Origin of the sequence: Leptospira gomenensis, assembly GCF_004770155.1 — a bacterium.
Taxonomy (GTDB): Bacteria; Spirochaetota; Leptospiria; order Leptospirales; family Leptospiraceae; genus Leptospira; species Leptospira gomenensis.
On sequence record NZ_RQFA01000048.1, the window covers coordinates 25,129 to 39,039 of the forward strand.

At 46.6% G+C, this 13,911-nt stretch carries 12 protein-coding genes; 8 read left to right on the forward strand and 4 right to left on the reverse strand.

Annotated elements, in window-relative coordinates:
* Positions 1-2: 2 nt before the first annotated feature.
* Positions 3-1,808 (reverse strand): penicillin-binding protein, encoded by a 1,806-nt coding sequence (locus EHQ17_RS11780; RefSeq protein WP_135591374.1) that lies wholly within the window; start codon positions 1,806-1,808, stop codon positions 3-5.
* 694 nt (positions 1,809-2,502) lie between these two features.
* Here EHQ17_RS11780 and hrcA point away from each other — a divergent pair.
* The 7 genes from hrcA to EHQ17_RS11815 all read left to right on the forward strand — a co-directional run bounded on the left by hrcA (position 2,503) and on the right by EHQ17_RS11815 (position 9,308).
* A complete protein-coding gene (gene hrcA / locus EHQ17_RS11785) occupies positions 2,503-3,531 on the forward strand; it encodes a heat-inducible transcriptional repressor HrcA (RefSeq protein ID WP_135591372.1) in 1,029 nt (342 codons plus the stop codon).
* A 15-nt stretch (positions 3,532-3,546) separates the two neighbouring features.
* Entirely contained in the window at positions 3,547-4,188 is a 642-nt protein-coding gene (gene grpE, locus EHQ17_RS11790) for a nucleotide exchange factor GrpE (RefSeq protein WP_135591370.1), read from the forward strand.
* A 42-nt stretch (positions 4,189-4,230) separates the two neighbouring features.
* Positions 4,231-6,162, forward strand: coding sequence for a molecular chaperone DnaK (gene dnaK, locus EHQ17_RS11795; RefSeq protein WP_135591368.1), 1,932 nt, complete (start codon positions 4,231-4,233; stop codon positions 6,160-6,162).
* 6 nt (positions 6,163-6,168) lie between these two features.
* Positions 6,169-7,287 carry a molecular chaperone DnaJ gene (gene dnaJ, locus EHQ17_RS11800; protein WP_135591366.1) on the forward strand — a complete coding sequence of 373 codons (1,119 nt, stop codon included), beginning with the start codon at positions 6,169-6,171 and terminating at the stop codon, positions 7,285-7,287.
* Between the two features lie 114 nt (positions 7,288-7,401).
* A complete protein-coding gene (locus EHQ17_RS11805) occupies positions 7,402-8,370 on the forward strand; it encodes a Gfo/Idh/MocA family protein (RefSeq protein WP_135589977.1) in 969 nt (322 codons plus the stop codon).
* Between the two features lie 25 nt (positions 8,371-8,395).
* Positions 8,396-8,944 carry a YqgE/AlgH family protein gene (locus tag EHQ17_RS11810; RefSeq protein ID WP_135590847.1) on the forward strand — a complete coding sequence of 183 codons (549 nt, stop codon included), beginning with the start codon at positions 8,396-8,398 and terminating at the stop codon, positions 8,942-8,944.
* Between the two features lie 73 nt (positions 8,945-9,017).
* The gene (locus EHQ17_RS11815; protein ID WP_135590848.1) at positions 9,018-9,308 is read left to right on the forward strand and encodes a hypothetical protein; all 291 of its coding nucleotides are present in this window, start codon (positions 9,018-9,020) and stop codon (positions 9,306-9,308) included.
* A 116-nt stretch (positions 9,309-9,424) separates the two neighbouring features.
* Here the strand turns inward: EHQ17_RS11815 and EHQ17_RS11820 are convergent, their stop codons facing one another.
* From EHQ17_RS11820 to EHQ17_RS11830, 3 genes are all read right to left on the reverse strand, one after another.
* Entirely contained in the window at positions 9,425-9,976 is a 552-nt protein-coding gene (locus EHQ17_RS11820) for a DUF1564 domain-containing protein (protein ID WP_135590849.1), read from the reverse strand.
* Positions 9,977-10,162: 186 nt separating this feature from the next.
* The gene (locus EHQ17_RS11825) at positions 10,163-12,700 is read right to left on the reverse strand and encodes an ABC transporter permease (protein ID WP_135590850.1); all 2,538 of its coding nucleotides are present in this window, start codon (positions 12,698-12,700) and stop codon (positions 10,163-10,165) included.
* The gene (locus tag EHQ17_RS11830; RefSeq protein WP_135590851.1) at positions 12,697-13,434 is read right to left on the reverse strand and encodes an ABC transporter ATP-binding protein; all 738 of its coding nucleotides are present in this window, start codon (positions 13,432-13,434) and stop codon (positions 12,697-12,699) included. Before EHQ17_RS11830 ends, EHQ17_RS11825 begins: the two co-directional genes overlap by 4 nt.
* A 302-nt stretch (positions 13,435-13,736) precedes the next feature.
* Here EHQ17_RS11830 and EHQ17_RS19815 point away from each other — a divergent pair, with 302 nt between their 5' ends.
* The gene (locus tag EHQ17_RS19815) at positions 13,737-13,904 is read left to right on the forward strand and encodes a hypothetical protein (RefSeq protein WP_167881190.1); all 168 of its coding nucleotides are present in this window, start codon (positions 13,737-13,739) and stop codon (positions 13,902-13,904) included.
* Positions 13,905-13,911: the final 7 nt, after the last annotated feature.

A 13,911-nucleotide genomic window follows, 5' to 3' on the forward strand; every position in this document is an offset into this window, starting at 1 on the left:
AATTACTTAAAATATAAGTTCAAACGATCGTCGCCGAGTTTGTTTCCGGGAGACGGTTCCTGACGATAACAGAATCCGCTGCCGTGGAATTTTACGGGGATTCCCAATGGAGCGAGGATTTCCAGCGATTCGCGTTTGCTTTTGCCGATCAGATCCGGAATTTCTCCCGCACTCGATTTGAGGTTTTTCCGTTGGAACCTTTTGAGGGAAACGTCCACGGTTTTTTCACCTTGTTCGATGATGGGAATGATGTTTTCCACGACTTCCTTAAAAACCGGAGCGGCCAAACCTCCTCCCGAATGTGTCCCTCCCTGCGGTTCGTCGAACAGAATCAAACCGACGATCTTGGGTTTTTCCGCAGGGAAAAAACCGAGAAAGGAAGCGGACCACAAACCTTCGACATACCCTTTTCCGGAAACCGCCTTTTGTCCGGTTCCCGTTTTTCCAGCGATCGAATATTCCTGAATGTAGGCGTTTTTTCCGGTTCCGGATTGAACCACCCTCGTCATCGCTCGGATCAATCGATCGGTCGTATAATCGCGGATTCCGATCGGAGTTTCCTGCGTTTTAAATTCGTGTAATATTTCTCCGTAAGAATCGCTCAAGTGGGAAACCACTCTCGGAGTCAGCATCCTTCCCCCGTTTACGACCGAAGCAGCGGAGGCGACGAGTTGAATCGGTGTGACCGAAACTCCCTGGCCGATCGCCATAAACATGGAAGTGGCGGGCGTCCATTTTTTCAGAGGAGGAAAATAACCCGCGGATTCGTTCGGAAGAAATCCGGTTTTTTCTCCGAATTGGAACTTCTTCATATAATCGTAAAGCAGCGATTCGGGAATTCTTTGTGTCGCCTTGATGATTCCTACGTTGCAGGAATACTGAAGTATCTCCTCCAGATTGAGATGACCGTGCGCTTCCGTACATTTGATCCTGGTTTTTCCGAGTTCGACGTAACCGGGACAATGAAACTTTTCGTCGGAACGTATTAGGTTTTCGTTATATAAGATCGAGGCGAGGAATATTTTCATAGTGGAACCCGGCTCGTAAACGTGACGAATCGCCCAGTTGGTGTGGGAATCCTCTCCCGATTCGTTGTATTGATTGGGATCGAAGGCGGGAAAGGATGCCGAGGCGAGAATTTTTCCGGTGTTGATTTCCATCAAAATTCCGATCGCCTTTTTGGATCCGGTTTCCTCGAATCGTTTTCCCAAGGCCTTCTCGAGTTTGTATTGGATGAGTCCGTCGATCGTAAGATGAAGATTGCTTCCCCGGGACGAATCCGATTCCGTCGAGGTCATCAGTTCCTGATTGTATTGTACTTCCAATCCGGAAAGGGCCCGGTCATCGTCCATTCCCGTAAACCCCACGAGGCTGGAGGCGAGGGTTCCGTGCGGATAAACGCGTTTGTATTCTTTTTCCCTTCTGACTCCGGGAAGGGAAAGATCCATGATCTTATTTCCGAGCGATTCGTCGATTTCTCGTTTGAGAAGAAAGTAACGGCTCTTTTCTCGGATCATCGCTTCGATTTTATCCGGAGACAGGTCGAGATACGGCGCGAGTTGGACCGCGGTAAACGTGGGGTCGTAGATATTGGCGGGATAAATTCCGATCGTCGCCGAATCTACGGTCATCGCAAGTTCGATCCCCCGGCGATCATAGATCGCCCCGCGCATGATCCGGTCCCCTGTTTTGAGAACCGTCTCGCGCTCGTTTAAGAAAGTGAGAAAAATCACCCGGCCGATCAAAATACAAAAAAGGAGACAAAGAAAGGAAAATAGGATCGTAAGTCTGGTTTTGCGGGATTTCATTCTTCTTGGATAAGATCGTCCAAAAACCGGATTTCGAAAAGTCCTGTTTTGGTAGGAGAAAGGGAGATTTTCTTTTCTAAGAATTTGCCGAACCCGTTTCACATAAGAGACTTTCTCTGTTTTAACGGAATCGTGTTGGTAAAGGGTAGGCCAACGCTAATTTTTCTGTGAATCTTGCGAGGCGTGTGAGTTCCCGCACACTTTGTAGTACCAACAATCTCCGACCAATGTACACATCCGGATTTTGTTCGCAAAATCGCACTTTCAACGGGAGAATCGAAGCCATTTCCGTCGGGCTTGGGGCCTGGCCGGTCTATCAACAGGAAGTCTAAATTGGAGGATCGGAACCGGGTTTGCAAATTTTTTCTCGGATTTTCTCGAAAGCTCATAAACCTGCCGAGGAATCGGAGGAGTTCCCGCAATTTTCGTATTCTCGAGAGAAGGAAACCGCAGACCCGCGAAAACGTATGAGTTCCCACAATTCTTAGAACAACGAAATCTGACTTTGAAATCAGCCACAACGTATGAGTTCCCACAATTCTTCGGCACTCTACCCCCTGAGATTGCCAAAAAAATGGAGAAATTCCCATTCCGATCGACCCATATCCACTTTCTTCCTTGACAATTTTTCTCGATATCGGGAAACTTATTGTATAACTTAGCACTCTAACATTCAGAGTGCCAAAAAAGAACGATGGATCTCACAGAACGTCACAAACGAATTCTGAAAGCCCTTGTGGACGAGTTCATTCAGGAAAACCGACCCGTAGGTTCCAAAACCCTGTATGACAAACACGATATCGGCCTTTCGCCGGCTTCGATTCGGTCCGTCCTCAAGGATTTGGAAGACTACGGCTATCTGGCTTCCCGACATACCTCGGGAGGAAGAATTCCGACGGAACGCGGATATCGATTTTACGTGGATTCACTCGTAATCCTTTACGAACTCACGATCAAAGAAAAGCAAAGGATTCAGGAAGAATACCTGAAGATGCAATTCAAACTGGATCAGATTCTAAAAGCGACCGCGTCGGTACTTTCCTCGCTTTCGAACGCGGCGGGAATCGTAATCGGTCCGGCGAGAAACTTGGACACTCTCAAACACGTCGAATTGATTCACGTGCACGGAGACGAAATTCTGATGATTCTCGTAATGAGATCCGGAACGGTACTTCACAGAAACATATTCCTGGATCGCAATTACTCGCAGGAATCTCTCTATCAGATTTCGAAATATCTCAACGAGAATTTGAAAGGATATGATATATACGAAATTCAGAATGTAGTTATACCGAAACTGAGCGTCCGTCGGGACGGGCCGGAAGAATTTACAAGAATCGCCCCTTTGATCTCGTCGGCGATGACCCCGGATAATTCTGAAGTATCTTTGTACATCGACGGATTCAAAAATCTTTATTCCAATTTCAAGGACGAAGAGGAACAATTTTCCCAAGTACTTTCGCTTTTGGACGATCAGGGATTTTTGCGCGGATTCTTTTCGGAATACATCGATCAAGACGGCGTTTATACGATCATCGGAAAGGACGGCGATCAGTTTATGTCGGGGGTTTCGATTATCACTTCCAACTACAAAATGGGAGAAAAGAAAATCGGCGCGTTAGGCATCATTGGTCCGCAGAGAATGGACTACAATCGAGCCCTGCCTTTGGTGGATTTCACCTCGAAACTCGTATCGGAAATGGTGACTCGCATCAGTAAATAAAAAAGGAGAGACTGTATGGCCGAATCGTCGAACTCGAAACAAGAAACTTCGAAGGAAAAAAAGGCCGACGGAAAAAATTCTCAAACAGCAACAAAGGAAATGAATACAGAAGCAATGAATCCGGAAGAAACCGCACAAACCACAGAACCGCAAACGGAAGCGCCCGCCCAGGAAACGACTTCCCAAACCGACGAACTCGGAGCGGCCAAAAAGGAAATCGAAACCCTCAAGGATTCCTGGGCGAGGGAACGCGCGGAGTTTCAAAACTTCAAACGCAGATCCGCGCAGGAGTTTACGTCCATCCGAAAGGAAGCGGTGAAATCCCTCATTTCGGGGTTTTTAAATCCGATCGACAACCTCGAACGGGTGGGAGCGAGCGCCCCCGCAACCGAGGAATTGAAACCGTTCGTGGACGGAGTAGGAATGATCCTCAAGGAACTCTACTCTGTATTAGAAAAATCGAATGTATTTCGATTCGATCCGAAGGGAGAATCCTTCGATCCGATGTCCATGGAAGCGCTTTCTTCGGAGGAAGGAGAACAATACTCGGAAGAAACCGTGATCGAAGTCTATCAACCCGGTTATTATTACAAGGAAAACGAGGATAAGTTTCCGTTGCGGCCCGCAAGAGTACGGATCGGAAAACCCAAAGCGTAGGCAGTCATTAGGAATCTCAGGGAAGTATTAAAGGAGAACAACATGTCCAAAGAAAAGATCATAGGAATCGACTTAGGAACCACCAACTCGGTCGTTTCCGTCATGGAGGGCGGGGACCCGGTCGTCATTCAAAACTCGGAAGGAGCCAGAACAACCCCTTCCATAGTAGCTTTCACCGCAAAAGGAGAAACGTTGGTCGGTCAATTCGCCAAAAACCAAGCGATCACCAACGCGGCAAACACGGTCCGTTCCGCAAAACGGTTTATCGGAAGAAGACTCAGCGAATGCGAATCGGAAATGAAACACGTTTCGTACAAAGTTGTCCGTTCCGGAAACGAAGGTGTTAAGTTCGAAACTTCCGCAGGAGAATTCACTCCTCAGGAAATTTCCGCACGCGTCCTGATGAAGATGAAACAAACCGCGGAAGACTATCTCGGTCAAAAAGTGACCAAGGCGGTCATTACGGTTCCTGCATACTTCAACGACGAACAACGTCAAGCGACGAAAGACGCCGGAAGAATCGCAGGTCTTGAAGTGGAGCGGATTATCAACGAACCGACCGCCGCCGCTCTTGCGTACGGTTTCGATAAGAAAAACGTAAATTCCAAAATCGCGGTTTACGACCTCGGCGGCGGAACCTTCGACATATCGATCCTAGAATTGGCCGACGGAGTATTCGAAGTGAAGTCAACCAACGGTGACACACATCTCGGAGGGGACGACTTCGACATGGCGATCATGGAATGGATGATTTCCGAGTTTAAGAATCAAACCGGAATCGACATCTCGGCTGATAAAAACACAGTACAACGTCTGAAAGAAGCCGCGGAAAAAGCGAAGATCGAACTTTCCGGAACGATGTCCACACAGATCAATCTTCCGTTTATCACGGCGGATGCATCCGGTCCGAAACACTTGGATATGACTCTTTCCAGAGCCAAGTTCGATCAGTTGACTAAAAATCTCGTGGATCGCACGCGTATTCCCTGCGAGAACGCGCTTCGCGACGCGGGCCTCAAGGCTTCCGAAATCGACGAAGTGATTTTGGTCGGAGGATCAATCCGGATTCCGGCGGTTCAAGAGCTGGTAAAACAGATCTTCGGCAAGGAACCGAATAAATCCGTAAACCCGGACGAGGTCGTTGCGGTCGGCGCCGCGATCCAAGGCGGTGTGTTGGCGGGAGAAGTTTCCGACGTTCTGTTGTTGGACGTAACACCACTTTCGCTCGGAATCGAAACACTCGGCGGAGTGATGACCAAGTTGATCGAAAGAAACACAACGATTCCCACCAAAAAATCGCAAGTGTTCTCGACTGCGGCGGACAATCAATCCGCGGTATCGATCCATGTTCTTCAAGGAGAACGCGAGATGGCTTCCGCAAACAGAACGCTCGGACGGTTTGATCTGATCGGAATTCCGCCCGCACCGAGAGGAGTTCCTCAAATCGAAGTTACCTTCGACATCGACGCGAACGGAATTGTACACGTATCCGCGAAAGATCTGGGAACCGGTAAGGAGCAAAAGATCCGCATCGAATCTTCTTCCGGATTGTCCGAAGACGAAATCCAAAAGATGGTCAAAGACGCGGAAGCACACGCCGCGGCCGACAAAGCGCAAAGAGAAGTCATCGAAGCGAAGAACGAATTGGATACGCTCGCCTATTCTCTCGAAAAAACCGTAAACGAAGCCGGAGATAAAATCGGAGCGAGCGAAAAACAACTCGCTACAGACGAAATCAAACGCGCAAGAGAAGCGATCGAGAGTAACGATAAGGCGAGAATCGAATCCGCAAAGGCTTCCATCTCCAAGATAGCTTCCGACATCGCGACCAAGATCTATTCCCAAGGCGGAGCGCCGGGTGGAGATCAAGGCGCGGGTGGTCCCGGACAAGGCGGTGCGGAAGACAATTCGGCGAACAACGGGGAAAAGGTCGTGGACGCGGATTATACCGTAGTGGATGATGAGAAAAAGTAAAAACCGATGAGCGATAGAAGTTACTACGATATTCTTGGAGTTTCCAAGAGCGCTAGCGACGAGGAAATCAAATCCGCGTATCGTAAGTTAGCGATCAAATATCATCCCGACAAAAACAAGGGTGATAAGGAAGCCGAAGAGAAGTTTAAAGAAGCGACGGAAGCGTATGAAATTCTGCGCGACGCGAAAAAAAGACAAGCCTATGATCAATTCGGCAAGGCTGGAGTCGGCGCGGGTGCGGGAGGATACGGGCAAGGAGCTTACACGGATTTCTCCGATATCTTCGGAGACTTCGGGGATATCTTCGGTGATTTCTTTGGCGGCGGCGGTGGAGGCCGTTTTGGCGGAGGAAGAAGATCGGGACCGCAGAGAGGTTCCGATCTTCGTTACAACTTGGACGTATCCCTCGAAGACGCCGCGATGGGACGAGAATACAAGATCGAAATTCCCAGACTCGAAACCTGCGGAGATTGCAACGGTTCCGGAGCCGCAAAGGGAAGTTCCCCTACCACTTGTCCAGACTGTGGAGGAGCGGGTCAGATCAGAAGAACCCAAGGTTTTTTTTCCGTTGCCACGACCTGCCCAACCTGCAGGGGAAAAGGAACCACGATTTCCAATCCGTGTAAGTCCTGCGGCGGACAAGGATTACAGGAAAAACGTAGAACGATCAATATCAAAATTCCTCCGGGAATAGAAACCGGTTCGCGGTTGAAGGTTACCGGCGAAGGGGAAGCTGGACCGAACGGCGGTCCCCACGGGGATTTGTACGTGGTAACCCACGTAAAAAAACACGAATTATTCGAACGTCAAGGCAACGATCTGATTCTCGTTCGTAAAATCACTTTAGCACAGGCGATTCTCGGAGCAGAAATCGAAGTGCCTACGATCGACGGTAAAAAGGCGAAGATGAAGATCCCGGAAGGAACCGAATCCGGACAGGTATTCCGCCTAAAAGGACACGGAATGCCGTATCTCGGCGCCTACGGAAAGGGCGATCAACACGTGATCGTAAAGATCGAAATTCCGAAGAAGATCAACCGAAGACAGAAGGAACTCATCGAGGAATTCGCCCGCGAATCCGGAGAAAATATCCCCGGTTCCAAGGGGAAAATTTTCACGAAATAAAGACGATGGGCGATGTATCGCGCCCGCAAAGCGGGCGCGATACATTAATTTATTATAAAATTAGAACATACTTCTTCCCTCCGGCGGAAGACGTCGAAGACCAAAGGAAATCAAATGACAGAAAGAGTAAAACTCGGAGTAATCGGAACCGGACACATGGGTCAATACCACGTCAACGTCGCAAAAACGCTCAACGATGCGATTTTGGTCGGAATTTACGACGCTGATACCGAACGAGCCAAACAAATGGCCGACAAACACAAAACCTCCGCGTTCGCTTCAATCGACGAATTGATCTCCAAGGTGGACGGACTCGTCATCGCCGTTCCGACGTTTCTCCATCACGAAATTGCGAAAAAAGCGTTGGATGCCGGCAAACATGTGTTAGTTGAAAAACCGATCGCCGAAACCGTAGAACAAGCGAAAGACCTCGTAAAAATGGCGGCGGATAAAAATCTGGTTCTACTCGTCGGGCACGTGGAACGTTTTAACGGAGCGGTTCTCGAATTGGGAAAAATCGTAAAAGACCCGCTTTTAATAGAATCCAGACGATTAGCTCCTTACAATCCGAGAATCAAGGACGTCGGTGTGGTTTTGGATATGATGATCCACGACATAGACATCGTTCTCAACCTGGTCAATTCTCCAGTAAAAAAACTTTCCGCTTCCGGAACCAGGGTACAATCCAATCACGAAGACATAGCCAATGTATTGTTGGAATTCGAAAACGGATGTCTTGCGAGTATCACTGCCTCGCGTGCCACTCAAGCGAAAATCCGCACGTTAAACATCACCCAAAAAGACGTTTATATTATGCTGGATTTTACGGATCAGGAAATCGAACTTCACAGACAGGCGACTTCCGACATACTTTTATTGTCGGAAGAGATCAAATATCGTCAGGAATCCATCGTGGAAAAGATTTTCGTCCACAAGGATAACCCGTTAAAACAGGAACACGAACATTTCATCCGTTGTATTCGAAAGGAATCCGATCCGATCGTTCACAGAAACTCCGACGTTTCCACCTTGGAGATCGCATATAAAATTCTTTCCGAAATTCACGGAACTTCCAAGAAGTAAATCGGTCTAAACGGGAACCGAAGTTATGGAAGAAAGTTACAACGGAAAAATATTGATCTCCAACTCTTCCATCGTCATGGATTATTTCAATCGGACGGTGATACTCATAGTCGAACACGATGAACAAGGCGCGTTTGGCTTGGTTCTGAATAAACGCCAGGAGGCATTTATCGGAGACGTGATTCAGGGAGTTCCCGATCACCTCAGCAAAAATTTTCCGATCTATTCCGGCGGGCCCGTAGATCCCACGTTCATTTCCGTTCTTCATGAAAACGCGAACATAACCCAACCTGGAATCGAAGTGATTCCCGGATTGTTTCTCGCGAGAAGTTTCGACACGCTTTTGGAATTGATGGAATCCTCTTCCAAGTTTCACGTGTATCAGGGGTATTCCGGTTGGGGAGCGGGGCAACTCGAAGGGGAGATGATCCGCAAATCCTGGGTCGTTCACGAAGCGCCCAAAGATTTCGTCTTGAATCAGGATCCGGAAACCACTTGGCAGGAAGCCTTACGAAGCAAAGGTGGAATCTACCGCTACTTCGTGGAACACACGAAAGATCCGATGTTGAACTGATCGGTTTGCGGTTTTCGAATTTAACCTTTACAGAGAAGTTCTCGATTCTAAGATCGGGAACCGGGAAATAACGATGAAAAAGATTCAGATTTTACTCGTTTCATTTTGTTTTTTATTTTTATTAGCTTTCGTACAATCGGTTTCCGCCGACGGCTGTTATATATGTACGAGCGGATCGTCGGATCTTTGTAGAGACTATTGCCGCTACGTCGGATCCGACTCGTTTGATAATAGAAAAAAGTGCCAGGATCGAGGTTGTAAAGTGGGTGGAACAGCCTCTTGTCCTTCCGCTTCCAATTACAAAGTCTGCTCGGCGAAATCGAATATCGACCGTACAAGCCCCTTCCTTTCTCTCAGAAGATAATTTCCTTTAAGAGTCGCACGGTTTTTCGTTTCGAGAATCGCTTCGAGCAACGATTTGCTCGGGATGATTTTGGAACGAACCCGGAAATTTTCTCTTCATCCTCTTGTTGGTCGTTTTTACGTGTTATCCTCTTGTATCACCCAAGGAAACTGTACATGTGCGTAGAGCGGATGAATAGGATTTGGGGAAAATCGCAGAAAACGTGTTATCGTATTGTGAATTAGGTCGAGCTCCCAGATGTAACTGTAAACATCATGAAAGGTAGGAACTCCTTCATTCAAACTCTCTGCGATAGAATCCCCGACTTCGACCCGATCCAAAAACAACAAAAAATTAAAAAGATAACATCGGGAAACGCCGTGTGCATTCGCAAGCACTCCCAACAAACTCCAAAACCCGGTATTCATCCGCACATTCAATTTTTTTAATTTTCCTTGATTCTTTTGATAAAGCGTGGTGATTCCTTCATCGTTAATCCGACTTCGAGAGGCCATAAACTTCGCATATCTTCGCAAAAGTTCCGGAACGCGTTTTACGAGATACCTTTGATCCTCGTTCGATAATTTTACGAAATACGATTCCGGAATCAAAAGGCTAACTACCCTATTTTTTCTCTCCGTCATCGCAGATTGAATTTTTTCTTCGGTATTTAAGAATATCGTTTCCATACCGAATACGGTTCCTTCCCGATTACGAGCGAACACGAAGTAAAGAAAAAATAAACGTCGAAATTCGAAAAAACTCTCATAAAAAAACCGCTCCCGCCACGACCGAATCGATCAAAGACCGGACGGCGATTTTACGATTTTATTTTGAACGGACCACTTCATTCCGAGCGAATCGTTTCGAAAAAATCACATCGATTTCATAAAGCTGACGGGAGGTTTTTTCCATTCTCCTTGAAGATTGAAATAATAAACCGTGCTCGTCGCTACGATCGTAAAAAGGTAAACAATTCCGTATTCAAAAATCGGATGAGAAGGTTGAATTTCCAGAATCTGCGCACTGATCAGCTCGTTCGCGACGCAGGCGAGAACAAGCGCCAATAAATAAGAAAACGTTCCAAGCAGAATCCCTTCCCACAAAAAGATTCTCTTTAGAAAACCGGAAGTCCCTCCAATGATTCGAAGAAGAGTGGTTTCTTCGATTCGTTCTTTTCTGCTGGAATTCAAAGCGGTCAAAACCAAAAGCAAAGAGGCGCCGAGAATAAGCCAAGTCATCAAACGAATAGTGAAAGAAATTTTTTCCAAAATTCCCAAAAAGGATCGAACCGCTTTGTCCGTATCGATGATCGTCAAATTAGGGTATTTGGAAACGAGACTTTTCTGTAATTCGTACCGTTTGGATTCCGATTCGATTCGCAAAGAACTCAGATAATAACCCGGCGCCTTTTCCAAAATTCCTTTGGAAAATAAGACCACGAAATTCGGCCGCATATCGGACCAATTCACTGCTCTAAAGTTGCGGATAATCCCCGTGACCTCCACTCCTCCGATCGAAAACGTAAGACTATCCCCTAGTTGCACTTTGAGATGAGTGGAAAATTCCTTCTCGATGGAAATCTGATCCTCTTCCCCCTTTCTCCAAAAATCCCCGTCTACGATCTTTTCCGTCGGATACGGCTCGTTGCGGTAGGAAAGAAAGTATTCCCTTGTTCTCGCTGTAGATCTCCAATCCCTTCGAAACGCGGAAGAATCGGTTTCCTCTTTTTTGACCGGTTCTCCGTTGATCTTCGCCAATCTCGCTCCGATCACGGGCGCAACGATCATCCTCTCCGCGCCGAAATCTTTCGCAACTTCCTCAAAATGTTCCTTCTGTTCGGCGCGGATATCCAAAACAAAAACATTCGGTCTTCTTTCCTTATCCTTGGAACCGCTGTATTCGAGTAGGCTTTCACTGACGATCAACGACAAAAGAAGAATAAACAAAGAACTGGTCAAACCGATGACGGACAAAGACAAGGTCGTTCCCGGTCTGTCGAATTTCCCCAGGACAAAACGCAAAAACGGAGAAAGATCTCCCCTATCACGCAATCCGGAAAGGAATATTCTAATTCCAGAATATACGAAAAATACGATCAACGGGAGCCCCAGCAGAATGGAACAAAGGAGCGCTCCTTTAAGGGGGCTTTCCGTTTCCCACCAAGCGAGAAGAAAAAACAAACCGAACAAAATCGAATACGCAAACACTTGCGAAATTTTGAATCTAAAGATTCGGTTGGTTTCCTCTTGAAACTCGTTTTTAACGGCTAAAATCGGTTTTAACGTCCGAATCTCGACCAAAGATTCAATGGAGGAAAAAAACGGAACCAAAACACCGATAAGAATTCCCCAAAAAAAGGAAGAAGCGCCTATCGACGGTCGAAACGAAAGTATATCTTCTCCGGCAAGATCGGGAATCCACCCCAACAACAACGCGCCCAAGAGGATTCCTAAAACCGAACCGATAGCGGAAAAGAAAAACAATTCCCCTAAAACTATCAGACTGACCGTATTCGGACTGGCTCCGAGGCATTTTAGAACGGCAAGAGTTCCGGATTTTTCGCGGATTCCCGCTCGGCTTGCCAGCAGAATCGAAATTCCTCCCAGAAAAAACGCGGACAAACCCAAAAGACTGAAAAAATCCAACGTGTTCGTAAGAAACTTCCTGGATCCGGAGTTGGTTTCGGTCGAATCGTAAAGAGTTAAGTCTTTTTGAATATACTCTTTGAAACTTTCCTCTTTATATTTTCCGGAAACGGAAGGATCCTTCAATTTGACGGGAACCAGATAACTGATTCTCGATCCCCTTTGTTCCAATCCCGTCGAAGCCAAAGAAACGCCCGAAATGATCGAAGTGGGCGCCATGGAAAGAAAGTTTCCTGCGATTCCCGGTTCCTTTAAAACTTTTCCTTTTAATACGAATTCGCGTTCGCCTAACACGACCGAGGCGCCTATCTTCAATTTCAAATTGAGAATCAGACTTTCCTCGAGAAGGATTTCTCCGTCCTTTAAACCGCGATAAATTCCCGGCGGTTCCGTGACGATTTCGCCGTAATACGGGAATTTTCCTTTCATCGTTTTGATAAGCGACAAGGAGGTTTCGTCGTTTTCGGGATTACGAAGCATCGAAGCAAACTGCACGAGTTCGCTGGTTTCGGAACCGGATGGAAGGCTTCGGGACATAAATTCCCTTTGTTCTTTCGTAAACGGAGACGAGCTCTGAACGAGCAGATCCGCGCCCATCAAATTCCGCGCCTCCTTCAAAATGGAACGGCTCAACTCTTCCCTATACGCGTGAATCGCGGTAACGGAACCGGTGCCGATGGCGATCGCCAGTACGATTTGCAACGCGGAACTTTTTCTGGATCGAATGTCGCGTAGGACGGAAAGAAAGAAAAATCGTAACTTCATCGTTTTTTCTTTGCGGTCTTCTTTTTGACCGGAGTTTTTTTGTTCGACTTCGTTTTGCCGACGATCTCGCGGACGATTTTACCGTCGCTCATTTCCAAAACCCGATCGGCAAGACCTGCGACCGAATGATCGTGTGTTACCACGATCAAAGTGGAGGAGGTTTTTTGATTCAATTCGGCAAGAAGGTTCATCACCATCTCTCCGTTTTTTTTATCCAGGTTTGCGGTAGGTTCGTCTGCGAATAAGATTTTAGGATTGTGGATGAACGACCGTGCGATCGCGATCCTTTGTTCTTCTCCTCCGGAAAGTTGACCGGGGAAGTTCAACGCCCTTTCCTTCATCGAAACTTTTTCTAACCAAGTCAGAGCCAACTCTTTAATTCGAGCGGAACCAAAATCGGAATTCAAAACAAGAGGAAGAGAAACGTTTTCGAGAGCGTTGAGCGATTTGATCAACTGAAAATTCTGAAAGATAAAACCGATTTTTTCTCCTCTTAACTTTGCAAGATCGTCTTCGTCTTTTTCCAAAAGCGGAATTCCGTCCAAGATCACTTCCCCTTCGTCGGGACGGTCCAAACCGGCTGAAATGGCAAGCAAGGTGGATTTTCCCGAACCGGAAGGACCGATAATCGCGATAAATTCTCCTTCTTCGATCCGAAAAGAAACGTCCTTAAGTACATCGAGTTTTTTTCCGGAAATCGAATAGGACTTATTGAGATTTTTTACCTGTAGCAAATCGTTCACCTAACCTTATAAAAACAATCGAAGAAATAAATTTCTAATTTTTTGTCTATCAACCATTGGAAACGTCCAGATAAAAAAGCATTCCACATAAAACAAAAGATCTCCCTTTTTTTAAAAAAAATTCCGACGATTTCCCGCGACTGTCGGCTAATTTTTTTTGACTCTAAACAACCTGATTTTTATAACGTAATCTCCGATCGGGCCGGGAAGGATGTTGTTGGATCACGTTTCTTTCCGGATTTATTGACACTCTGTAAATAAACACAATCAGCATGGATAAGTCTGGGAGCAAAATGCAGGCACTCGAAGAAAAACAAACAGAAGCTAAAGGAAATCATCTTTTGACTTGCTCAGGATGCAGAGCAAAAGTGACGCAACTCTACCAATACGATCTTTGCAAATCTTGTTTGAGTAAGACCTTCCAAAGATTGGTCAAGGTAATCGACTCCGTAAGAAAGTAAGGATCCA